Source organism: Acidobacteriota bacterium (assembly GCA_016196065.1).
GTDB lineage: Bacteria > Acidobacteriota > Terriglobia > Terriglobales > Acidobacteriaceae > Acidiflorens.
The window spans coordinates 228,529-249,930 of record JACPYL010000010.1 but is presented as its reverse complement, the minus strand read 5'-3'; the positions used below and the strand labels follow the sequence as shown (position 1 = coordinate 249,930).

Sequence of the window (21,402 nt, the reverse complement as noted above, 5' to 3'; positions counted from 1 at the left end):
TCGCCGGTATCAGCCCTTACAGTCCCGGTGGAGTCTTCAGCTGATCGGAGACTGGGTCCAGGAAACTGCGATCGAGAGCACTGTCGAGCGCCATTCGCAATTTGCGGTGGTCATCGTCACCGAGTGCAACGAAGCGGAACGGCTGCAGGCAGGCGCTCTGAAACTTGCGCACCGGTTGCAGCATCTCGGCCATCCCGTGGATCGCGCCCGTGCGAGTGTGAAACGCGATCTCCACGAAATCGCCGGTCGAAAGTTCTACCGGCATTTGCAGCAGTCCACCGGTAATGGAAATGGATTGAAGTTTTGCGCGCGCCTGCTGACCGCCTTCGGCCCGGATGGCAGCTGCCACCGATCCGTTGAGCTGTACGCGAGGTGAGCGCCGGCTGGAGTTGGTTTGGGGGAAGTGTGTCATAGCCGCTAAAACTATGTCACGATTGGACCTATCGGGGCAGATTACCGGAGTGCTAGTCCGCGAGCGTTGCCCAAATCGATTCGGTTACCCCCTCCGGGGTCTGCGATAATAAAGGCAGTAACTTTTCCGGCCCGCGCCCGGAAGGGTACTTTTGTGTAACCAGCGATTGATAAGAAACAGATGTTGGCGCAAACCGGGGCGTTCGGAGACTTGAAAATGGCAAAACGATCAGGACTTTGGTGTGGGGTGTTGGCTGCTTGTTTCCTGGCGGCGATGTTCACCGGTTGCTCGCGCGATCCGAACGTGCGGAAACAGAAGTACCTCGAGAGCGGCAATCGCTACTACGAAAAAGGCAAATATCGGGAAGCCGCTATCCAGTTCGAGAACGCCATCCAGGTGGATGCCCGCTTCGCAGACGCACACTACAAACTGGCTCTCACGGAACTGAAACTGGATCAGGTTCCCAACGCAGCGCAGGAGTTTACGCGCACTCTTGAGATTGAGCCGGAGTTCTACCCCGCCCATCTCGATCTGGCCAATCTCTTCATCGCCTACCACCAGCTCAACTTGGCGAAAGAACATCTCGACCTGCTCACGCAAAAGCAGCCCAACAATCCTGAGGTCTACATCGCAGTTGCGAACTACGATACCGCCAAGAATGACATGGGCGGCGCGCTCGCTTCGATGCAGAAGGCGATCCAGATGGATCCTAACCGCTCGGATTCCTATCTCAACATGGCTCTGCTGCAGGCACGAGGCGAGCAATGGGATGCCGCCGAAGCGAGCTATAAGAAAGCCATCAGCCTGGACTCGAAGTCCACCAACAACCTGATTGCGCTCGGAAATTTCTACCAGCTACGCGGACGTTACCCCGAAGCGGAGCAGCAGTTCAAGCAGGCGATTCAACAGGCGCCCTCGGATCCGGAACCGCGCGGCTCCCTCGCTCGCCTGCTGCTGGCGGAAAACAAATTCAGCATGGCCGAAGATCTTCTCCGGCAGGCCAAAAAAGATTTTCCTGACAACTCAGAAGGCTATCGGATGCTGGGCGACTTCTATTTCGCCAACAACCGCCTCGACCAGGCGATCACGGAATATACGTCGCTGTATCAAGAGCATCCCAAGGACATCGCGGTCAAGAAGCTCTATGTTCAACTCCTGACGTTCAAGAACCGGCTCGACGAAGCCCGTAAGCTGAACGACGAGATCCTGAAAGCAACACCCGACGATGTCGACGCCCAGATCTATAAGGGCCAGATTGAAATTCGCGCCGGCAAGGGGAGTACCGCGATCACCACGTTGCAAGGCGTTCTGAAGAACGAACCTGGCAACTCCATCGCACACCACTACCTGGGAATGGCTTTCGATCAGGTGGGGAACGCCACTCAGGCGGAAGCAGAATGGCACGAAGCAGTTCGCCTGCGTCCGGATTTGGGTGATGCTCATCGCGCACTCGCCGGTGCGGCGATCCGGCGCGGCGACGTGAACACTCTGGCGCTCGAAGCAGATCAGATTATCAGCGGGCAGCCGAGTTCTCCCGATGGATACCTGTTGCGAGCCGTGGCTGACATCGATCGCAAACAGTTTGCCAGCGCCGAAGACTTCATCAGGCGCTCGCTGCAGAAAGCTCCCGACAACCCCGCCGCGTACGTGCAATTGGGCAACCTGCGGACTGCGCAAAACAATACTGCCGAGGCACAGAAATCTTTCCAGCAGGCGCTCGATCTGGATCCGAATGCTAGCGACGCCTTAGGAGGCGTTCTGAACGCGTACCTCATCCAGAAGCAACCTGACCGGGCTCTGGCCGCAGCCAACGCGCAGATTGCCAAGTATCCCAACAACGCCGGCTTTCACATCATCCTAGGACGACTGTTGTTTGAGCAAAAGCAGGATAGCGCTGGCGCCGAGGCGGAATTCAGGCGCGCGGCAGACCTCGACAAAAACAATCCCGAGGCACTGCTGAGCCTGGGTATGGTGCAGGGTTCACAAGGAAAGAGCGATCAGGCGCTCGCCACGTATCTCGAGGGTGCAAAGAACAATCCCAATGAAATTCGCTTTTCCCTGCTCGCTGGAGGTATCTACGAGCACAATCAGGAGTGGGATAAAGCCAAGCAGGTCTACCAGCACGTCCTTGACCTGCAACCGAACCAGCCGTTGGCGTCGAATAATCTAGCCTTCGTGATGTTGCAGCAGGGCGGGAACATCGACGTCGCCCTGGCGATGGCCCAGAACGCGCGACGCCAGCTTCCCAACAATCCCAACTCCGCCGACACGCTGGGATGGGCGTACTACCACAAAGGCGTGTACAGTTCCGCAATCAGCCTGTTCAAGGAAGCGATCAACAAAGATCCCCAGAACGCGACCTACAACTACCACCTCGGTCTGGCCTACGCGCGCAACGGACAGGCCGCGCTCGCCCGGCAACAACTCGACCGCGTATTGAAGATCAAGCCGGACTATTCGGACGTCGAAAAATTGCGGCAGGCGCTGGCGGAGACCAAAGGGTAGAGAGCTCCCAGCGCGATTACTCAATAGTGTCGTGTTTTTCGAGGTTGTGTTGGGCGCACAATATCTGAATGTTGCTCGAGACTTTAGATGAACCACCCAGTGAGTACGGGATAATGTGATCGAAATGCAGGTTCTCTGAACTACCGCATTTCACACACTGACCTTTATCACGCTTCCAAACTTCCAATTTGACATGCGTCGGAATTACGCGATCGTGGTCGAGCGAAGGATTGCGCAGTTGCGCCGACAGCGGTAACTCTTCAACAATCTGCAATTTGAACTTAAACACCCTGCGATTGCCAGCCTCCTCGCGCCAGGAATCGACCAGTTCGAACAGTCCGTTGTAAACCCAAATGCCAGCGCGAATCTTCTCGAATACTCTTACACGTCGGGCACTGGCATTCCCCTCTTTAAACCTAGCTGCCGCCGCCGCAAACAGGCCGTTCTGAGTTGGCCTACCATTTGATTGAAATTCAGGCTGGTCCTTGGTCTTAGGGTCGGGCGCTGCCGCCATTCTAGGCAAATCGTGACCCTCATAGATGATGATCTCGCCTCCTTGCTCGACCCGGTCCTCGTATGGTGCGCCCGGTCTTTGACTCATCAAAATTAGACTTTCGCCATTCCTTATTTGGAAATTCATGCCGCGCTGAAGATTGATTCCGAAAGGAGCGCACATTTCTAGATACGAAATAATGTCGCCTGGAGTCAGCATAGGGATTGTTGCTTAGACCGGCAGTTCTTCCTGCATCCATCCGCCGGTGCTCTCCACTTTCACTTCTCCTGCCAGATCGAGCACCAACTTCTCGAGGATCAACCGCTTTCCGGGAGGATTCGAGCGCAGCGCCAGATCAGCTTTGGCAACCAACCGGATGCCCCGCGTCAATTCGCGTTTTGATTTGTAGCGGCGCGCTTGCCGGATGATATCGTCGGCCGCAAATGGAGGCACGCGGAACCCCTGCCACAAGGCCGCCCACAACATGCGCTGGTCGCGAACGTTGCGTTCGAGGATGACCAGCATCTGTCGAAAGGTCTTGGCCAGCATGTAGAGGTGGCCTATGGCCGCTTCTTCGCCGTCTCCGCTCGAGAGAAGAGCGTCCAGTATTTCCAGAGCACGAACTCGATCTTTGAGCGAAATAGCATCCGTCAGTTCATAGAGCGAGCGTTGCTTGGCAGAGAGGACCATGGTCTCCACGTCGCCCAGCGAAATTCTCTTCTTTTCGCCCACATAGAGAATCAGCTTTTCAAGCTCATTGGAAATGGTCATCATGTCGCCGCCCAATGCGTCGACGAGTTCGCGGGCGCCGTCGGCATCGATCTTCACGTCTCGTGCGGCGCAGTACTCGCCGATCCACCGGACCGCCTCGCCTTCTTCCACACGTGCCAGTTCGACGATCCCGCAAATCGGTCCCAGATCTTCGCGAATCTTCTGGTAGCGGTCTTTGTCCGTCATCTCCATTTTGCGCGCGTCCGCCGGGATACTAATGTGGTCGGCGACAAACACCAGCAGCGCGTCGGGATTGGGATTCTTGCAGTAGTCGGTGATGGCGTTGATCTTTTCTTCGTTCGAGCCTCGTCCAAACAGACTCTTCACGCCCCGCACAAAGAACACCTGGAATGGCGCCATGAGCGAAGGCGTACGCGCCCGGTCCAGAACTTCAATCAGTGACGTTTCGCTCAGGTCATATTCGAAGAAGCTGAAATCGCGGGAATCAGGCGCGACCAGGTGCTCAAGAATGGCGTCCCGGTAGCGTTTGCGGAAAAATGCTTCGTCTCCGACCAGGACGTAGGCGGCCTTCAGCTTGCGCGACTCAAGCTCGGAAAGAAACCGGTCGGACTGGGCGAAGCCGCGCATCGAGATCAGTAACCCTCCAGAATATTGGCCACCAGTGTACGCGCGAAATCCCGCGAGAGACGATCCATCGCGGAGGAGTCTTCCTCGAAGAAACTGGAAAGCTCGCGCGACAACTCATACTGCTCATGGAACAAGTAGGAAGGATTCTGAAAGAGAACTTTGCCTTCGCGATCGGTCAACGTGACTTGCATGCTGACGGTGACAAGCACGCTCGCAGCGCGCCCGGTTTTCGAGTCGTATGCCAGCGGAGAAGCGGTCGCCGACAGCACTGTGCCTTTGAGTACGGCATCGGCGTCGGGCTTCGCTTCATGGATCACGTGGAATTGCGTGCGCGTATTGAATTCGCGCACCACCGCGTCCGTCATCACCTGTTCGACGCGAAACGTTGGGCTATGGCTCACGAAGCCCGGTACGGCGATCGTCCGGACATTTTGCGGCAACGCGACGTTGTGCCCCACCGTGTGATAACCACAACTGGACGCAGCTACCGTCACCGCTGCCATGGCGAGTGACACGGCTAGCCGTCTCATTGAATCTGACCTCGCGGACGCGATGCGGTCATGGTTTCCGCGCACTCGACGGCCGTTAGAGCTGCAACACGAAGGTTGTCAGAAGCGGCCCACAGCCACATTCCATTCTCGCGACTGGCATCGCGCGTCAACGACACCAGGATGTCTCCCTGCCCAGCGGCACTCACATTGTTCGGAACATCTTCAGCACCGCTTGTCGCCACCACGTGATCGCCCGAAAGTTTCTGGGCGAATTCGCTGGCCGACACAGGTTTCTCCGTTTCCAGATAGATGGAGAATGCATGCCCGTGAAAAATTGGCGCATGTACAACCAGCAGAGAAGGAGGCACGGCACTGGGAGCAATCTGTTTGTAATGCTTCAAAACTCTTTGCGACACCGCATCCAGCGAAGGCTCGGACCGCGGTCCGTAGCGAGCCAGCATGCTGAATGCGACCTGCGCGTCATAAACATTTTTGGGCAGGTCCTGGAACGACAGCAGGTTCACCGTTTGCTCATGTAATTCGTCCATGCCCTTCTGCCCGCGTTCCGAGGCCGGCTCAAACACCGTCGCCACAAAACGTTCCACCTTGCCTGCATTCGCAGAGCGCAACGCCAACAGCGCGAGAACGGTGGCAGCCGGGTGTGCTGTCACAACCGGGCCAGGCTGAAGCTCAGGAAGCACCGGCTGGCCGGATACCCGTTCGATCCACGGCGACCGTATCGAAGCTCCCGCCTCTCCCTCCAGTGCAAACGAGAGATCGACGATCGTGTTACCCAGGTCTCGCGCGATCTTCCAGTTGCCACGTGTGCTCGCCGGCTCGGCCGCAAAGAACGTGAAGTCGACGCGCTCAAATTGTTCCGGGCGAATGCTCTGGATAAAACTCATCTCGTCGCCGAGTGCTTCGAGTCGTCCGAGAGATTCTTCGTCATCCAGCAGACGAACGTCGACCGCTGGAAAGTTGCGGTCTTTCAACACCTCCGCAACTTCTTTTCCCCGCAGAGTGGCGGCACCGACGATGGCAGCGCGATACAGGTTGGTACCCAGCAGATCGGAGTGGGACGTGCCTGGCTTGGAAACGGAAGTCATGAAGTCTGAGATGCCTCCCGATACGCCGGAGGTGCAGGAGGATTCTTGCGCCGAAAAATCCACTGCAGACGCCACAGGACACCCGAAGCCATGTAGAGAATTGCGATCGCGAACAGTACCGGGCCCGAAAAATAGCGGATCGACGCGATCAAAATGGCAATCAGAACAATCAGGCGGAAAGGACGGCGAGATCGAAAATCAATGTCCTTGAAACTATAGAAGCGCCACGTGCTGACCATCAGATAGCCGACGACCACCACCATCATGAGCCAACTCATCGCCGTCACCCAGGAAATGATTGGCGCTCCTCCCGAGTAGTGAATCATGGCCGCGATCACACCGGCGCCCGCGGGAATCGGCATGCCTACAAAATACTTTTTGCCGGGACGTCCTGGATTCGAAGGCTGCGGATTCTTTGCGATATTGAATCTTGCCAAGCGGCTCGCACCTGCCATCAGGAAAGCAAAACAACCAATCGTTCCCAACTGCGTGATCTTCAGATACAGATCGGGAGCAATTCCCGCCGGTGGCAGTAGATGAAATCCCCACATCCACGCCAGCAACGCAGGCGCAACACCGAAGGTGATCACGTCAGCGAGGGAATCCAGTTCCCTGCCAAAATCGCTGTCGGTGCGGGTCATGCGCGCAATGCGACCGTCCAAGCCATCGAACAAAACGGCGAAACCAATGGCCATCGCCGCGTAGTCGAGATGCCGAGCCTCACCTGAAATGCCGTGCACTGTTTCCAGGATCGCGTAAAACCCCGCCGCGATATTTGCAGTCGTGAACAGCGACGGCAGGATGTACATTCCCTTGCGTAATTTTCCGCTCTTCGAGTCGCGACGCGTGGCGATCTGCTCATCCATGGCTAGTGCGCCTCCCGACTTCCGGTCAAAACTGGTTGTGATTCAGTCGCGACTTTCAGCACGGCAAGCACGGATGCCCCGCCCCGGACGCGGTCACCAACCTTCACTTGAATGTTGGCGCTGCGATCCATGAGCACATCCACACGCGAGCCGAACTTGATCAAGCCGATTCGCTGGCCACGTTCCACCTGATCGCCGACTTTGCCGGTGAAAACGATGCGGCGCGCGATCAGTCCCGCAATCTGTTTGAAGATGACCTTCTGTCCCTCACCTTCGACCGTGACGATGTTCTGTTCGTTCTCTTCCGCGGAGTTCGCAGCCATCGCGTTCAGGAACTTGCCGCGCTGGTAACGAACTTCGCGGATGACACCTGCGATCGGCGACCGATTCACGTGCACGTTGAACACGCTGAGAAAAATGCTGATCCGGCTTTGCGAAACGCCGTTTGAATTTACGACCGAGACATCCGTGACCTTGCCGTCGCCGGGCGATACGACCGCGCCCGGTGTTTGAGGAATCTGCCGTTCGGGATCGCGAAAGAACCACAGACAGAACGCTCCCAGCAGCAGTACGGGGATCGCGTAGGGCCAAGCCGTTAGCCAGAAAAGGACCGCCGCAGCCAACACACTGCCTACACCGTAGAAGTAGCCGTCACGAACCATGGGAATCCAACTGATTATAGAGCGGCGTTGCAGGAAACTACATAACTGCAATAAAAAAAGGCGCTTAGATGCGCCCGGTACCCATACATAAATTACCCGCAATAATGTCTGGCACTGCTTTTCCGGCCCCGCCCTCCGGGCCGTCTGGCTCTACGCTGACTGCCGCTGAAATGTCTGCTCGATCGTGAGCATCTGGTCTTTCAGACGCAGCTTCAGTTTCTTCAATCGCACTTCTTCTAATTTTTCGTCTTCGGTGAGATAACGCTTTTGCGTAAGGGATTCGAGTCTTTGGGAAAACTGCGAGTGCTCCTGAACCAGCCTGCGGAATTCATCGTGGCCAGAAAGGAGTTGGTCTCTCGAAGTCAGCATTCTTGCGGACCTCCTGGGATTGTTACCGTTCGGTTAAAAGGTAGCACAGGCTAAATACCCGTTCAACGGATTTTCATAGATCTTTTCCACAGTTGGTAGATGTCCAAACGTTGCCAGATAATTCTGTGCACGACTAGCCTTCGCTCTTTAGAATCAGCAGCTTGATTTGATCGTGACTTGCGGTCTGGAGAGTTGCAGTTCGTACAACACGGCATCTTCTAATGGATTTTGGTAGTATCCGCGACGCCTACCCGATTCCCTGAAGCTGTACTTCTCGTACAGTCGCCGAGCAGGATCATTCGACTCTCGCACTTCCAACCACACCGAAGTTGCAGCATGATCACGCGCGCCGCTCAGAACGTCTTGCAGTAATGCATCCGCGACTCCGCGTCGCCGCTTTGTCTCCGCGACGACAATGTTTTCTATTTCCCACTGATCGGCTACCACGCGTGTGCAGACGAATCCGCAAACATCATTTTCTTCTTCACCTTCTTCTTCAGCTACGAGAACGGAGGCCTCGCTCACGCGTTGTTCGTACTGCTCATTTGTCCAGTGCGCGGCGCTCACTGACTCCCGATCGATCGTGAGTAGCGCGGGCACGTCGGCCAACACTGCGGAACGAATCTTGACAGGCATGAGAGTCTTAGGCTTTCGGCTTGAAGAAAATTTCGGCATCGGACCGCCGAATGTAGTTGGCTTCCAGATTCTCCGGCAGGACCGTCTCTCCCCTCTGGATGCGCTCCCAACCGAGACGCGCAATCTCGCCGCTGGTGGGATAACCAACTTGCTTCACAGGCAGCCCGGCCGCGCGCATCGCGTCAGCAATGTTCGCGTCGACGGCGACGACGAGTTGCCCTTCGTGCTCGGCAACCAACTCTTCCCTGCCGAGCAGCCGCTCACGAAGCATCCGAACCGGCGGACCGAGTTCGTAGTCGCCCACATAGAGTTCGCTCCGTCCTGCTTCGAGCAGCGAGAGCACGCGTCCCTCAGACGCTCCGCTCCGCGCGACTGCCTCCAGCAGCGAGATGGCAGCGATCGGCTGGCGCAGAATTTCCGCCATCGCCTTGATGGCCGCCAGTCCAACCCGCAGTCCTGTAAACGAGCCCGGTCCCGATGCGACCGCAAAGCCGGATAGATCGCTCTTGCTGTATCCGTATTTATCGAGCAGCGAGATCGTCTGCGGCACGAGTTGCGCCGACAAGTTTCCGCCCGTCAGAGCAACTTCTTCGACAACCTCGACCGCGGGCTTGCCGGCAACTACCCGCGCCAGCGCCAGGCTTCCATTTTTCCCGGATGTGTCGACCGCCAGGAGCAACATGGATCAGGCCGCTCCGGCAACGACAGGCTCAAGCGGCTTCAACTCGCCGAGGATGGTCGGGATCAACTCTGCGACCGTGGGATGAATGTGGACGGCGCGTTGAATCACGGTATAGGGCTTCTTCGCATACATCACGTCGAGGACGCAGTGAACCGCTTCATCTCCGCCCGGCCCAAGCACGGCCGCGCCGAGAATCTCTTTCGTCTGCGCGTCGACCATGATTTTCATAAAGCCTTGCGTTTCACCTTTTTCGAGTGCCCGCGAAACCCGCGTCATCGGCCGTTTGCCGACGAGAATTTTTCGTCCGGACGCGCGCGCTTCCGCTTCCGTCATGCCGGCGCGACCCAGTGGTGGATCGATAAACAATCCGTAGGTGACAATGCGGTCGCTGACGCGCCGCGTATCGTTGTCCAGCAAATTCGCCACAACAATTTCATAGTCGTTGTAAGAAGTGTGGGTGAAAGCGCCTTGGCCGTTGCAATCGCCGAGAGCCCATATGCCAGGCACATTAGTGCGCAACTGATCGTCAACCACAATGTATCCGAACTTATCGGCTGCGATGCCGGCCTTTTCCAGTCCTAGATCGTCGGTGTTCGGACGCCGGCCAACTGCCAGCAATACATGCGATCCAAATACTTCTTTGGCGCCGTCTTCGCAATCTACTCGGACCGCGATGTCGTCTCCACTCTTCCGAAAGGCAATGCACTTCGAATTCAGCCGGACCTGCACGCCCTCATTTTCGACAATGCTCCGCACGGCGTCCGACACATCCTCATCTTCCCGCTTAATCAAACGAGAATTCATCTCGACGATCGTCACTTCACTTCCAAAGCGACGGAACATCTGTCCAAACTCGAGCCCGATGTAGCTGCCGCCGATGACTACCAGATGCCGCGGGAGGAAATCCACGTCCATCATTGACGAATTGTTGAGAAAAGATATCTGGTCGATCCCGGGCATGTCGGGAACGGATGCGCGCCCGCCCACATTGATAAAGATCTTCGGAGCAGCAAGGCGATCATTCCCTACGCTGATTTCGGATGCCGATTCGAAGTGCGCGTGGCCCGCATAGACGGTGATATTGGGATCGCCGCGCAGCCATTTTTCCAAACTGTTCGAGGAATTAGCAACGATGGCGTCTTTGCGCGCCTTTACCTTCTTCATGTCCACGCGGATGTCGCCCGCGATGTTGACTCCGTAGTCGCTCCCTCGCCGCGCTAGATGAGCGGCATACGCGCTCGCCACCATGGTCTTGGTTGGAGTGCATCCCGAGTTGACGCAGGTTCCGCCAAACTTGTAGCGCTCGACAAACGCCACCTCCATGCCGGAGGCCGCCAGACGATTCGCGAGCGCCGGCCCCGCTTGCCCGGCGCCGATCACGATTGCGTCATAGCTGCTAGGCATGAGAACCACCGTCGACTAGCTCCAGCAATACGCCTCCCGTGCTCTGCGGATGCACGAACACGTAGCGGTGCCCGCCGGCGCCGATTTTGATCTCGTTCGATACCAGCCGCACGCCGTCGCCTTTCAGTTTCGCCACGGACGCTTCGAGGTCAGGGACACGCATGCAGACATGATGCAATCCCTCGCCGCGTTTGCCGATGAACTTCGCAATCGTCGAGTCGTCGGACGTTGCTTCCAGCAACTCCAGCCGGCTTTCGCCTGCTGACACCATCACCAACCGGACCTTTTCCTGCTCGACGGTTTCTTCCGGCGACACCTTCATCCCCAGCTTTTCGTAAATCGACTTCGCGGCCGTCAGTGACTTTACCGCAATACCTAAATGATCGATGCTGAAATCCATACCCTGCCTTTCCTCTAAGAACTGTCATGCTGCCTAAGAACATTCCTTTTAAGGACTGTCATCCTGAGCGAAGCGAAGGACCTGCTTTCCTGGCGGACTAGAAGACAGCAGGTCCTTCGCCTCAATCAGGATGACAGTTTGAAAAGAGTTACAGGCTCTCAAGATGACAATTCTTAGAATACGACCGTCTCCGTGCGACCGCCACAACCAACCAGTAGCGTTTACTTCGCTGCGCCTCGCACTATCTCCTCCACCAGCGTGTACGGATCGCGCTTGTGATCCGCGATCTCCTTCGCGTACCGTTCCAGGCTGCCACCGTCCATCTGCGCGCGAACTTTATCCAGCATCGCGTCTCTCAGCATTTCGACCAGCCGTTCCTGCCAGTTTTCCACGTTCTTCTTGAATGCCAGGTTTTCTTGCTTCAAGTACTCTTCGTAGCTGGTAATAGCCTCCGCGAGTTCTTTCGTTCCTTCACCACGGCTGGCCACGGTCTTGATGACCGGCGGAGTCCAGCCATCGGTGCGGGTTGCCAGAGATTGCATGGCCTTGATCTCGCGCTCCACCCGCTCTGCTCCATCGCGGTCGCTCTTGTTGATGACGAAAATGTCGGCGATCTCCATGATGCCCGCTTTGATGGATTGCACATCGTCGCCCATCCCCGGCACAAGAATGACAACCGTCACGTCGGCCAGGCGCACGATATCGACTTCATCCTGTCCCACGCCGACCGTCTCGATCAGGATGCGATCGCGTCCCGACGCGTCGAAGACAGTCGCCACATCCGCCGTCGTGCGCGCCAGCCCACCCAACGATCCGCGCGTCGCCATGCTGCGAATAAAAATTCCCGGATCAGCGTGGTGGTCCTGCATACGAATGCGGTCGCCAAGGATCGCTCCACCTGTATAGGGGCTGGTCGGATCCACCGCAATAATTCCCACCGTATGATTTTCTTTGCGATAGTGCTTGGCGAGTTGATCGACCAGCGTGCTCTTGCCTGACCCCGGTGAGCCGGTCAATCCGATGATGGAGGCTTTCCCGGTATGCGGGAAAAGGGCCTTCAGAAGTTCCGACCATCCCGGAACGCGGTTCTCGACCGCCGAGATCACTCGCGCCAACGGCAGAGCGTCGCCGGAACGAATGCGCGTAATCAGAGATGGGATGTCCTGAGTCAAATAACTAGTGTAAAGCAGGCACGCGGTCGGGTCTAACCCGCGTAAGAGTGCAGCGACTCAAAGCGAAGTTCGAGGGATTCCGGTCGAATCGATGACTGAGTTCACCGGTTCGTCCAGCTTGAGTAGATGAAGTGCAATCTTCCCGATGATCGGGTAGTTCGCCCATTCCCCGCGACCAGCCTTGATGGCGTAAACAACGGCGAGCACCACGACGAAGATCCACATGCTCATGAACCCCAACCAGATAATGGGAAACATAATGAAGATTGCGGTTGGGGGCGCAGACTTGTCTGCACTGGAGTGTAAAACCGTTGAGAAGATTACAACGATCCAGAGCACCATGCATCCGCCCATCAGGACCATGTAGACGATCTGCAGAAGTAACGCCTGGAGGGCGTGAAAAGATACAAAACGCGATTTTCGATGAATCAGGAAAATGATGAGCGGCGCTATCCACCATCCCACTACCTGCAACGCGTGGGCAAGCGTGGCCATCGTGCGTTCGTCTTGTGTGACGACCGATTCTGAATTCTCAATCATTTCGATCACCAACACGCATCTGCGACAAATCTTACCGACCAATCGCTGTCGGGTGCTTGGGCTGATACAACCCAATCTTCCCGCCGCCGGGAAGGGCGATCGTCGTCAGGCTTCCCCAGCGTTCTTCCTTCACCGGACCGCACGCCACTTCCTTCTGCTTCAGCGATGCCATCGTCGCCTTCAGGTCGTCGCACATGAAGTACATCTCATGCTGATTGTTCGCACCGGGATGGAACGCCGCTTCCGCGGGCGGAAGGGCGAATATCAGCCAGCCATGTCCGGCATCCACCGAAGAAAAGTTAAGAGTGTCGCGGAAGAATGCACGGTCCGCTTCCGGATCTTTGCTGTAGACGATGACGTGAGCACCGGTAATCATGCCTGTCTCCTGCGCCTTCACTCTAGTCGGCGTACTGATTCTTGCTTACGCACTGCCGTTCGCGCAATCGCCGGGCCTGTGGCGACCGCTATCTCACCATCGACGCTGCAATCCCACTCGCCGGCGGCACAATCGGCCCACGCTTCCGATCCACATTCCACACGCGGACAATCCGGTAGCTGCCAATCAGAAACACCACGACCAACATGACGACGGCCAACGGCAACGCCTTCGCCATGATTGTGTTGATGACTCCCGTCAACGCAGCCGCCTTCGATTCTGACATATTCGGCGTACTGATTCCAAGCAGTGGCTGCGCTTTCAGCAGCCAGCAAAATGTTGCTCCGCCAGCCAGATCGAGCAGCAGTCGAAGGAACGCACGCGACTGCGTCCAGTACGGACGAAACAGGTTCACTCCTGAGAGAGCGACATTGAACACGGACAAAATCAAAAACGCCCAGAAAAAACTCTGCCATACCGGCGCCACCATGATCTTTGTGCCCAGAATATCTGTGACCGGGCGCGGCCATAGCACCTGGACGAACCAGACGTTGAAGACAACCGCGGCCCCGATCTCGAACGACGAATTGAACAGCGGGATCCGGTTCGGATCTTTCAAGGGCGGCAGCTTGCGCGGGTTCCAGTAATCCAGAATCTGTAACTGGACGCCACTTCGCTCGATGATCACAAAGGCCAGCGTCGTAAAGAACCCAAAGAAGACCACGGTCTCCAGCATGTTCCCCATGTTCAGGTAGCCACGGTCCGCTGGATCGAAGATCAGGAATGCGATCCACGTTAGGAAACGCGGAACAATGCAGCCGATCAACAGAATCCCCAGCACGAAGCGGTAAACAGGAAACATTGCCGGACCAATCAGATAACGTTGCGGCAAATAGCGGGTCGCAACCGCGAGCGGCGAGCCACAGCGCTTGAGAATCGTTTCCACTTCAGGTTCCGAGAGCTTGCGGCCAAGTTCCGCCTCTTTCTCGTCGATCTGCGAGTGCAGATCTTCGGACAATTCCGCAATAATGTCGTGTTTCTGCTTCTTCGGAAGCCAGAATTGCACTGCCTGCAAATATCGATCGAGTAGTTCCATGGCCAACTCCTTAGAGGATTCCGTTCAGCGATTTGTTAATGCTTTGCCACTCGGCCGCCAACTGCTTGAGAACCGATTTACCGTCCGCCGACAGCCGGTAAAAACGCTTATTGCGCTTCTCTTCCTCGCGCCATTCGCTGGTCAGCAGCCCGTGGCTTTCCAGCCGGCGCAGCAGCGGATAAAGCGTCCCTTCGTCGATCTCCATGCCCTGATCGTTCAAGGCCTTGCGCAACGTGTAACCGTAGCGTTCCGTCTTGAGTTGCGACAAAACCGCCAGGCTCAAGCAGCCGCGCCGCAATTCCAGTCTGAGATTTTCGAAGCGTTCCGAGTTGTCTGTACCTTGCGACATATAGTGTACGTTGCATACTATATGTCATACAGTATTGGAAGTCAAGAAAATTCCTAGGAATCGATCTGGTTGGTTTTCCTGATGGAGTATCGAAGTGAGGCGGTCAGGTCTTAGCCGTTCGCCAAGACCTCCCGCGATGAAAGCGAGACACTCTGTACGACAGGCTAGGAGCTGATGGCTGATGGCTGAGAATTACTCAGTCCTTCAGCAACTGTCGCGCAATCACCATCCGCTGAATCTCGCTGGTCCCTTCGCCGATGGTGCACAGCTTCACGTCGCGATAGAACTTCTCGGCGGGGTAGTCCTTGATAAAACCGTAGCCGCCATGGATCTGCACTCCTTCATTGGCGCACTTCACGGCCACTTCGCTGGCGTAGAGCTTGGCCATCGAAGATTCGAGCGTGGTCTTCATCCCGGCATCTTTCATCGCGCCGGCGCGCAGCGTGAGCAACTTCGCGGCCTCGATTTCCGTCGCCATATCGGCTAGCTTCCATTGGATCGCCTGGAATTCGCTGATCGCCTTGCCAAATTGTTTGCGCTGCTTGGAATATTTCAGAGCCGCCTCATAGGCGCCCTCGGCCATGCCGAGCGAGAGCGCGGCAATCGAGATGCGGCCGCCGTCGAGGATGCGCATCGCGTCGATGAACCCGTTCCCTTCTCCGCCCAGCAAGCTCTCCGTCGGCACAAAGCAGTCTTCAAAAATCAACTCTGAAGTATCGCTGGCGCGCAGGCCGAGCTTGTTTTCTTTCTTCCCCGGGCGAAATCCCTTACTCCCCTTATCCACCAGGAACGCCGACAACCCGTGCGTATGCGCCGCGCGATCTGTGACTGCCAGCACGACCAGCACGTCTGCGTAGCTGCCATTGGTAATGAAAGTTTTGGTGCCGTTGAGCACCCATCCACCTTTAGCTTTGGCGGCCGACAAACGCGCGCTGCCTGCGTCCGATCCGGACGACGGTTCCGTCAATCCCCAAGCGCCGATGAATTCACCGGTGGCCAGCTTCGAAACATATTTCTTCTTCTGGGCTTCATTCCCCGCCAGAAAAATATGATTCGAGCACAGCGACGTATGCGCCGCCACGATGATGCCAACCGAACCGTCCACGCGCGACAGCTCTTCAATTGCCGTGACGTACTCGACGTAACCCATGCCCGCGCCGCCGTATTCGGGCGGGAAAATAATCCCGAGCAATCCGAGTTTGCCCAGTTCTTTCACGATCGCTAGCGGAAACTCGCTGGCTTCGTCCCAGGTCATCACGTTCGGAGCAATCTCGCGCTCGGCAAACTCGCGCACGCTTTTCTTCAGATGTAACTGTTCGTCATTCAGCTGGAAATTCACAGTGTTCACCTTCGTCTGTTGTCGACTGGTCCTGACTCACTCCCGATTTGTCATTCCGAGCGGAGCGAGGGGGCTGCAGGTCGCGTGCCCGTGCAATACAACTTGGATTGTTGCTGGATGCCGCGCGCGGGGACGGCGCAAGAACTAGGCGCCCAACTGTTTATTTAACCACGGTCAGCGCACATTACGAAATCTGCCTACCGACCAGTTGGCATGGAGATTTCTGCTTCTCCTCAACGATGCAAGAACACTCGCATGCACGTACTCAGCAGCGTAGTGAAAAAGGCGAGGAAGAACAGGAGAAATACCGCTCCGAAGACAAAAATCCACAGCCGGTTCGCTCGTCCAACCAGCAACTTCTGCCGTTCCGCCGCTTCCCGCTGCACCGTGAGCGAAGTCAGTTGATTCGTCAAAGCCTGCTGTTGATTGGCAACCGTCGCCTTCTGCAGTTCCAACTGTTGTTTTTGCAGGTCGCGGATTTCCAGCAGCAGCGCAAGTGTCGTCTCTTCCGCCATCGGTTCGCCTTTAGATATGGAACACGATGAGTCGGTCGTGGGGATACATCGCCGAAGTCGTACGTCTTTTGAGGGAGGTTCTTCGTCGATCGAGGCGGAACAGAATGCTGGAAGGATGAGTCCGAAACCCGGACCTTGTTGTTACTCTGCTTTCTTCGGCCCCAATCCCAGGACCTTCCGTGCCAGCCAGACCGGTGCCACGAACACATGCGCAGGATTGGTGAGGAACGCCGGCTTATTGCCTTCAATCAGATGGCCGAGCCAGGCCAAAGCAAATGCAGTGGGAATTAATAAAAGTGCAACGATCCAGTGCCACCAGATCACTATCAGGGAGGAGAAGCCCACCGGGATCGAGATCATGTGCAGGGCGCGGTTGACGGGGTGGTTATGAGCACCGTCGTAGTGCGAGTAAAGTCCCATATGTCAGTCACCTGGAGCCACCAGACCGCCAAAATTATATCCCCGGGCCACACGGAAACAAGCCCGCGCAAGTCTTTATTTCGTGCCCTGTTGAATGCTTTCTTCCGCAGGAATCCCGGGGTATACTGCTTCCTCGGGGTGCTTGGTCCTCGACTCCCCTCGACGACCTTGAACGATCGCTTTTCGTCGCACGACTAGCACACCGGATTTGCTCTCCGTATCAGGCCGTCCCCATGGATCAGCGAGACAACGACCAGCGCGACAATTGGGCATCCGATTCCGATAGCCCGACCATGCCTGGTACCAGTCTGCCTCGAAATCAAGTGGGCGCTGCCGCGCAGACTCCGCCTCCATTGTCGGGCGCGCCGACGATGCCGCACTCGACCCCCATACCATCGCCGTCACCATCGGCCTATGCCTCTTCGCTCGCCGCGACCAGCATTACGGCGTTCCTAGCGTTGCAGCCAGGCGTCACTTTTGCCGGGCGTTACGAGATTCTCAACGTGCTCGGACAAGGTGGCATGGGCGCGGTCTATCAGGCGCGCGATCGGGAACTCGACCGCATGATCGCGCTGAAAGTGATCCGCCCGGAACTGGCGACCGATCCAGCCATTCTGCAGCGTTTCAAGCAGGAATTGATTCTCGCGCGGAACATCACGCACAAGAATGTTGTTCGCATCTACGACCTTGGAGAGTCCGAAGGAATCCGCTTCATCACCATGGAATACGTGGACGGCGACGACATGCGCACCATGCTGCGCAAGCATGGCAAGTTTTCCGCGAAGGAAGCGATTCCCATGATCGAGCAGGTGTGCCGCGCGCTCGATTCGGCTCACTCGGAAGGCGTCATTCATCGCGACCTGAAGCCGCAAAACATCATGAGCGACAAGTCCGGCCGCATCGTCGTCATGGACTTCGGCCTTGCCCGCTCGCTCGGCGATTCTGGATTAACGCAAACCGGCGCCATCGTCGGAACCATGGAATACATGTCGCCCGAGCAGGCGCTGGGATCGCAACTCGATCAGCGTTCGGACATTTTCAGCGTTGGCCTGATCTTCTACGAGTTGCTGACTGGCAAGTCTCCGTATCACGCCGACACGGCCATCGCCAGCCTGATGCGCCGCACACGCGAAGTAGCGAAGCCCGCATCCGACGTGGAAAATACTGTTCCCCGGTCCTTGAGCGCGATTGTCAGCCGCTGCCTCGAGCGCGAGCCTGCCAACCGCTATCACTCAGTCGTCGAACTGCTGCAGCAGTTGCAAGCCTGGGAAGCAAATCCCAATATCAGCGCGGACGCGTTGTCGAAGATGATCCCGCACCCGATCATCCATCCGTCGCGCTTCAATCTCGATCTGCCCGGCAAGCGCTGGATGTGGATCGCCGCCGGCGTCCTCACCATCGCCATGGCTGCCTTTGTCGGCCGCACGCTGCTGAGCCGTCCAGGCACGCGCACCATGGAAGCGGCAAAAGGCGTTCCTGCGCTCAGCCAGGGAAAGTACGTCGCGGTCATGCCGCTGAAAATTGTCGGCGACCAGAAGGCACTTGGCTACGTCGCAGATGGTGTGCAGGAAGCGCTCACCGCCAAGCTGTTTCAACTCAAAGAAGTTCACCTGGCCGCTTCGTCTGAAGTGGAGAAGATCGCTTCCAAGGATATGCCGCTCGCCAAGGTCGCTCATGATCTGGGCGTGAACCTTGTGTTGCAGGGCATGGTGCAGGGCAGCGGCGACAAATTGAGCGTGATCCTCAATCTCGACGACGCCACAACGGGCCGTCGCGTCTGGAGCCAGGAATTTCCCGGCATGCCGCAGGATCTGCTAACGCTTGAAGATCAGATTTACACCAATGTTGTGACCGCGCTCGCTCTTAAACCGAGTAACGAAGAACTTGCCCGCACCGGCTCCCATCCGACTGAGAACGTAAAGGCCTACGATCTCTATTTGCAGGGCAGAAACATGCTCCGCAACAGTCACAATACAACTGACATGAAGCAGGCGGGAACGCTCTTCGAACAGGCGATTGAAAAGGATTCGAACTTCGCGCTCGCCTATGCTGGCCTCGCCGACTCCAGCCTCCGCCTCTACGGTGAGAGCAAGGAGAGCATCTGGGCACAAAAGGCGACGCTTGCCGCACAGCGCGCCGAACAGCTTTCCAGTTCCCTGCCGGAAGTTCACCTTTCACTTGGCAGCGTGTACTCGACTACCGGCAAGAATGCCCAAGCCATCACGGAGATCAAGCAAGCCCTGGCGCTCGCTCCCAATTCTGATGAGGCCTATCGCCTGCTCGGCGATGCATACCGCGCGAACGGCCAGAGCGAAGAAGCCATCACCGCCTACCAAAGGGCGGTCGCGGTCAACGCCTATTTCTGGATGAATCACAATGCGCTCGGCCAGGCTCTCTCCGACACCGGAGACACAACCAAGGCACTCGTGTCGTTTCAGAAAGTCATTGAACTCGCTCCCGACAATCCCATCGGATACGAAAACATAGGCGGCACGTATTTCAAGGAAGGCAAATGGAACGAGGCCATTCCTCATTTCCAGAAAGCTCTTTCAGTGGGTCCGGACTCGATCACGTACTCCAACCTCGGGACGGCGTACTTCTATCTCAAGAACTATGGCGAAGCGGTAAAAATGTTCGAAAAAGCCACCGAGATGACTCCGAACAACGAAATCCTCTTCGGCAACCTCGGCGACGCCTATCGCTGGTCCGGACACTCCGATCAGGCCGCGGTTGCCTACGACAAGGCGATTTCACTCTGCTTCCAGCAGCTGCAGGTGAATCCGCGCTCGGCGGACACGATGGGCGATCTCGCGCTTTATTCCGCACGCAAGGGCGATGCCCGCAACGGCCTGCAATACATCCAGCAGGCGCGCTCGATCAAGCCCAAGGATATTCAATTGATGTATTCGGAAGCGCTCGTGAAATCGCTGGTAGGGAAACCGGAAGATGCCGTGAAGGCGCTACGTGCTGCTTTGGATAAGGGCTACTCTGCGCAGGAGGCCTGGAACGATCCCGAGCTTCAGAAGCTCCAGGCCCTGCCACAGTTTTCACAACTAGTGAAGGAATTCACTTCTAAGGCGCCTAAGCCTTAAGAAAGTTCTTCCAGCTCTTGCGACGCGACACAATCGCTCCAAATCCAGTCAACATCAAAGCGATCGTGCCTGGTTCGGGAGCCGATCCAGCCTGACCGTGCAAAGTCATTCCACCCGGCCAGCAATTTCCGTTCACGCACGCGAAGCCGATGGAGAAACTCTGCCCGTTCACAATTCCGTTCTTCGCATTGTGACCCTTTACTCCGGAGAGCAGAATTTCGACCGAGCCGTTTTCCAGCGTCCGGACCGTGCAGCTCAGGAACAGGCTCTGCGAACAGGTTACTGCTTCCGCAGGAACGCCCGTTTCAATCAGCCGCAACGAAGTCCAGTTCTTGCCTGAAGCGTTCGTGAAAAACAGAGTGCCGGACCCGTGCTTGGGAACTGTCACGTCAAAATTCATCCCCACGTTGGTGCAACCAGAGGGTGGGCAGTGTCCGAAACCCGGTGCACCACCACCCGAAACGCCGTGGATGATGATCTTAGGATCTTGGATGGCGTCCGCGAAGGCCAGACCCGTACAGAACAGAGCGAGGACGAGCAGCAGGCAGAGGCGCGATATCTTCATTTGAATTTTCCTGTTTTCTTGACCACAAAGTTGTCACCGGTAGCAAGCGACTCCGGTAACAGGGGAGTGACAGGAGGTTAGCGACTTCATTACTGCCGGTCAAGCGGATAATGAACAATTACTTGAGGAAATTATCGGGCATGCAAACGATTGCGCATTTTGGGTAAGGCAGCCCTAATGGGTTGCAAAGAAATGCAGTTTTGCAGAAGAAAACATGAGCAGTGACGGCGTAGACGCTTCTAGCTTAATTTTCGACGGGCTTGTAGTCGCAAGCCGAGCGACAGGGCTCGCAATACATCAAGCCATCCGTGCAGAGTCGAATATCGAGCTGCGATTGGCACAAGACACAGAATTTTTCGCAGGAGCAGCGCGCTTCACTTTGCTCGCACTGAGCACAAACAATCTTGCTGGCGGAATTGCTGGACATACGTCGAGTCTAGTACCGTCCAGCACACGAAAAAACGTCACGGAGGTAACAGACGAACATTCAGCGCCTGAACGATTTCCCGAGTTGGCCACGCCGCAAATGTCGTCCGGTTTGCCGCCCTTCCCG

At 56.6% G+C, this 21,402-nt stretch carries 23 protein-coding genes; 2 read left to right on the top strand and 21 right to left on the bottom strand.

Features of this window, described 5'->3' with window-relative positions; translation table 11 throughout:
- Positions 1–16: 16 nt before the first annotated feature.
- The gene (locus HY010_04500; protein MBI3474968.1) at positions 17–412 is read right to left on the bottom strand and encodes a hypothetical protein; all 396 of its coding nucleotides are present in this window, start codon (positions 410–412) and stop codon (positions 17–19) included.
- A 216-nt stretch (positions 413–628) separates the two neighbouring features.
- On the opposite strand from HY010_04500, the gene HY010_04495 reads away from it, so the two are divergent.
- Positions 629–2,917, top strand: a complete 2,289-nt coding sequence (locus HY010_04495; GenBank protein MBI3474967.1) for a tetratricopeptide repeat protein — start codon at positions 629–631, stop codon at positions 2,915–2,917.
- 16 nt (positions 2,918–2,933) lie between these two features.
- On the opposite strand, the gene HY010_04490 is transcribed toward HY010_04495, so the two are convergent.
- The 19 genes from HY010_04490 to HY010_04400 form a co-directional block, all read right to left on the bottom strand.
- Positions 2,934–3,557 carry an HNH endonuclease gene (locus HY010_04490; GenBank protein ID MBI3474966.1) on the bottom strand — a complete coding sequence of 208 codons (624 nt, stop codon included), beginning with the start codon at positions 3,555–3,557 and terminating at the stop codon, positions 2,934–2,936.
- Positions 3,558–3,641: 84 nt separating this feature from the next.
- Positions 3,642–4,769, bottom strand: coding sequence for a DNA polymerase III subunit delta (holA, locus tag HY010_04485; GenBank protein ID MBI3474965.1), 1,128 nt, complete (start codon positions 4,767–4,769; stop codon positions 3,642–3,644).
- A gap of 5 nt (positions 4,770–4,774) precedes the next feature.
- The gene (locus HY010_04480) at positions 4,775–5,299 is read right to left on the bottom strand and encodes an LptE family protein (GenBank protein MBI3474964.1); all 525 of its coding nucleotides are present in this window, start codon (positions 5,297–5,299) and stop codon (positions 4,775–4,777) included.
- Positions 5,296–6,366 (bottom strand): segregation protein B, encoded by a 1,071-nt coding sequence (locus HY010_04475; protein MBI3474963.1) that lies wholly within the window; start codon positions 6,364–6,366, stop codon positions 5,296–5,298. The genes HY010_04480 and HY010_04475 overlap by 4 nt, the downstream gene beginning before the upstream one ends.
- A complete protein-coding gene (locus HY010_04470; protein MBI3474962.1) occupies positions 6,363–7,175 on the bottom strand; it encodes a phosphatidylcholine/phosphatidylserine synthase in 813 nt (270 codons plus the stop codon). The genes HY010_04475 and HY010_04470 overlap by 4 nt, the downstream gene beginning before the upstream one ends.
- A 59-nt stretch (positions 7,176–7,234) precedes the next feature.
- Positions 7,235–7,894: a phosphatidylserine decarboxylase family protein gene (locus HY010_04465; protein ID MBI3474961.1), complete on the bottom strand. Its 660-nt coding sequence runs from the start codon at positions 7,892–7,894 to the stop codon at positions 7,235–7,237.
- A 150-nt stretch (positions 7,895–8,044) separates the two neighbouring features.
- The gene (locus tag HY010_04460; protein ID MBI3474960.1) at positions 8,045–8,263 is read right to left on the bottom strand and encodes a DUF465 domain-containing protein; all 219 of its coding nucleotides are present in this window, start codon (positions 8,261–8,263) and stop codon (positions 8,045–8,047) included.
- Positions 8,264–8,416: 153 nt separating this feature from the next.
- A complete protein-coding gene (gene rimI / locus HY010_04455; protein ID MBI3474959.1) occupies positions 8,417–8,899 on the bottom strand; it encodes a ribosomal protein S18-alanine N-acetyltransferase in 483 nt (160 codons plus the stop codon).
- Positions 8,900–8,906: 7 nt separating this feature from the next.
- Positions 8,907–9,581 (bottom strand): tRNA (adenosine(37)-N6)-threonylcarbamoyltransferase complex dimerization subunit type 1 TsaB, encoded by a 675-nt coding sequence (gene tsaB, locus HY010_04450; protein ID MBI3474958.1) that lies wholly within the window; start codon positions 9,579–9,581, stop codon positions 8,907–8,909.
- A gap of 3 nt (positions 9,582–9,584) precedes the next feature.
- A complete protein-coding gene (locus HY010_04445) occupies positions 9,585–10,985 on the bottom strand; it encodes an FAD-containing oxidoreductase (protein ID MBI3474957.1) in 1,401 nt (466 codons plus the stop codon).
- Positions 10,978–11,385 (bottom strand): methylmalonyl-CoA epimerase, encoded by a 408-nt coding sequence (gene mce, locus HY010_04440; GenBank protein ID MBI3474956.1) that lies wholly within the window; start codon positions 11,383–11,385, stop codon positions 10,978–10,980. The genes HY010_04445 and mce overlap by 8 nt, the downstream gene beginning before the upstream one ends.
- Positions 11,386–11,606: 221 nt before the next feature.
- Complete coding sequence (meaB, locus tag HY010_04435; protein MBI3474955.1) at positions 11,607–12,557, bottom strand: methylmalonyl Co-A mutase-associated GTPase MeaB; 951 nt, start codon at positions 12,555–12,557, stop codon at positions 11,607–11,609.
- A 57-nt stretch (positions 12,558–12,614) separates the two neighbouring features.
- Positions 12,615–13,097, bottom strand: a complete 483-nt coding sequence (locus HY010_04430) for a DUF4870 domain-containing protein (protein ID MBI3474954.1) — start codon at positions 13,095–13,097, stop codon at positions 12,615–12,617.
- A 31-nt stretch (positions 13,098–13,128) separates the two neighbouring features.
- Complete coding sequence (locus tag HY010_04425) at positions 13,129–13,473, bottom strand: extradiol dioxygenase (protein ID MBI3474953.1); 345 nt, start codon at positions 13,471–13,473, stop codon at positions 13,129–13,131.
- 88 nt (positions 13,474–13,561) lie between these two features.
- Complete coding sequence (locus tag HY010_04420; protein ID MBI3474952.1) at positions 13,562–14,569, bottom strand: hypothetical protein; 1,008 nt, start codon at positions 14,567–14,569, stop codon at positions 13,562–13,564.
- 10 nt (positions 14,570–14,579) lie between these two features.
- Positions 14,580–14,918: a PadR family transcriptional regulator gene (locus HY010_04415; GenBank protein MBI3474951.1), complete on the bottom strand. Its 339-nt coding sequence runs from the start codon at positions 14,916–14,918 to the stop codon at positions 14,580–14,582.
- A 196-nt stretch (positions 14,919–15,114) separates the two neighbouring features.
- On the bottom strand, positions 15,115–16,257 hold the full coding sequence (locus HY010_04410) for an acyl-CoA dehydrogenase family protein (GenBank protein ID MBI3474950.1): 1,143 nt from the start codon (positions 16,255–16,257) through the stop codon (positions 15,115–15,117).
- 233 nt (positions 16,258–16,490) lie between these two features.
- A complete protein-coding gene (locus HY010_04405; GenBank protein MBI3474949.1) occupies positions 16,491–16,772 on the bottom strand; it encodes a hypothetical protein in 282 nt (93 codons plus the stop codon).
- A gap of 141 nt (positions 16,773–16,913) precedes the next feature.
- The gene (locus HY010_04400) at positions 16,914–17,192 is read right to left on the bottom strand and encodes a DUF962 domain-containing protein (protein MBI3474948.1); all 279 of its coding nucleotides are present in this window, start codon (positions 17,190–17,192) and stop codon (positions 16,914–16,916) included.
- Positions 17,193–17,425: 233 nt separating this feature from the next.
- Between HY010_04400 and HY010_04395 the strand changes: the two genes are divergently transcribed.
- A complete protein-coding gene (locus HY010_04395; protein ID MBI3474947.1) occupies positions 17,426–20,284 on the top strand; it encodes a tetratricopeptide repeat protein in 2,859 nt (952 codons plus the stop codon).
- On the opposite strand, the gene HY010_04390 is transcribed toward HY010_04395, so the two are convergent.
- On the bottom strand, positions 20,274–20,849 hold the full coding sequence (locus HY010_04390) for a PEP-CTERM sorting domain-containing protein (protein MBI3474946.1): 576 nt from the start codon (positions 20,847–20,849) through the stop codon (positions 20,274–20,276). The genes HY010_04395 and HY010_04390 overlap by 11 nt on opposite strands.
- Positions 20,850–21,402: the final 553 nt, after the last annotated feature.

Excerpts from the sequence above, each read along its gene's own strand:
- HY010_04500 (MBI3474968.1), bottom strand. The coding sequence starts at position 412 with ATGACACACTTCCCCCAAACCAACTCCAGCCGGCGCTCACCTCGCGTA.
- HY010_04495 (MBI3474967.1), top strand. The coding sequence starts at position 629 with ATGGCAAAACGATCAGGACTTTGGTGTGGGGTGTTGGCTGCTTGTTTC.
- HY010_04490 (MBI3474966.1), bottom strand. The coding sequence starts at position 3,557 with ATGAATTTCCAAATAAGGAATGGCGAAAGTCTAATTTTGATGAGTCAA.
- holA (MBI3474965.1), bottom strand. The coding sequence starts at position 4,769 with ATGCGCGGCTTCGCCCAGTCCGACCGGTTTCTTTCCGAGCTTGAGTCG.
- HY010_04480 (MBI3474964.1), bottom strand. The coding sequence starts at position 5,299 with ATGAGACGGCTAGCCGTGTCACTCGCCATGGCAGCGGTGACGGTAGCT.
- HY010_04475 (MBI3474963.1), bottom strand. The coding sequence starts at position 6,366 with ATGACTTCCGTTTCCAAGCCAGGCACGTCCCACTCCGATCTGCTGGGT.
- HY010_04470 (MBI3474962.1), bottom strand. The coding sequence starts at position 7,175 with ATGTACATCCTGCCGTCGCTGTTCACGACTGCAAATATCGCGGCGGGG.
- HY010_04465 (MBI3474961.1), bottom strand. The coding sequence starts at position 7,894 with ATGGTTCGTGACGGCTACTTCTACGGTGTAGGCAGTGTGTTGGCTGCG.
- HY010_04460 (MBI3474960.1), bottom strand. The coding sequence starts at position 8,263 with ATGCTGACTTCGAGAGACCAACTCCTTTCTGGCCACGATGAATTCCGC.
- rimI (MBI3474959.1), bottom strand. The coding sequence starts at position 8,899 with ATGCCTGTCAAGATTCGTTCCGCAGTGTTGGCCGACGTGCCCGCGCTA.
- tsaB (MBI3474958.1), bottom strand. The coding sequence starts at position 9,581 with ATGTTGCTCCTGGCGGTCGACACATCCGGGAAAAATGGAAGCCTGGCG.
- HY010_04445 (MBI3474957.1), bottom strand. The coding sequence starts at position 10,985 with ATGCCTAGCAGCTATGACGCAATCGTGATCGGCGCCGGGCAAGCGGGG.
- mce (MBI3474956.1), bottom strand. The coding sequence starts at position 11,385 with ATGGATTTCAGCATCGATCATTTAGGTATTGCGGTAAAGTCACTGACG.
- HY010_04430 (MBI3474954.1), bottom strand. The coding sequence starts at position 13,097 with ATGATTGAGAATTCAGAATCGGTCGTCACACAAGACGAACGCACGATG.
- HY010_04425 (MBI3474953.1), bottom strand. The coding sequence starts at position 13,473 with ATGATTACCGGTGCTCACGTCATCGTCTACAGCAAAGATCCGGAAGCG.
- HY010_04420 (MBI3474952.1), bottom strand. The coding sequence starts at position 14,569 with ATGGAACTACTCGATCGATATTTGCAGGCAGTGCAATTCTGGCTTCCG.
- HY010_04415 (MBI3474951.1), bottom strand. The coding sequence starts at position 14,918 with ATGTCGCAAGGTACAGACAACTCGGAACGCTTCGAAAATCTCAGACTG.
- HY010_04405 (MBI3474949.1), bottom strand. The coding sequence starts at position 16,772 with ATGGCGGAAGAGACGACACTTGCGCTGCTGCTGGAAATCCGCGACCTG.
- HY010_04400 (MBI3474948.1), bottom strand. The coding sequence starts at position 17,192 with ATGGGACTTTACTCGCACTACGACGGTGCTCATAACCACCCCGTCAAC.
- HY010_04395 (MBI3474947.1), top strand. The coding sequence starts at position 17,426 with ATGGATCAGCGAGACAACGACCAGCGCGACAATTGGGCATCCGATTCC.
- HY010_04390 (MBI3474946.1), bottom strand. The coding sequence starts at position 20,849 with ATGAAGATATCGCGCCTCTGCCTGCTGCTCGTCCTCGCTCTGTTCTGT.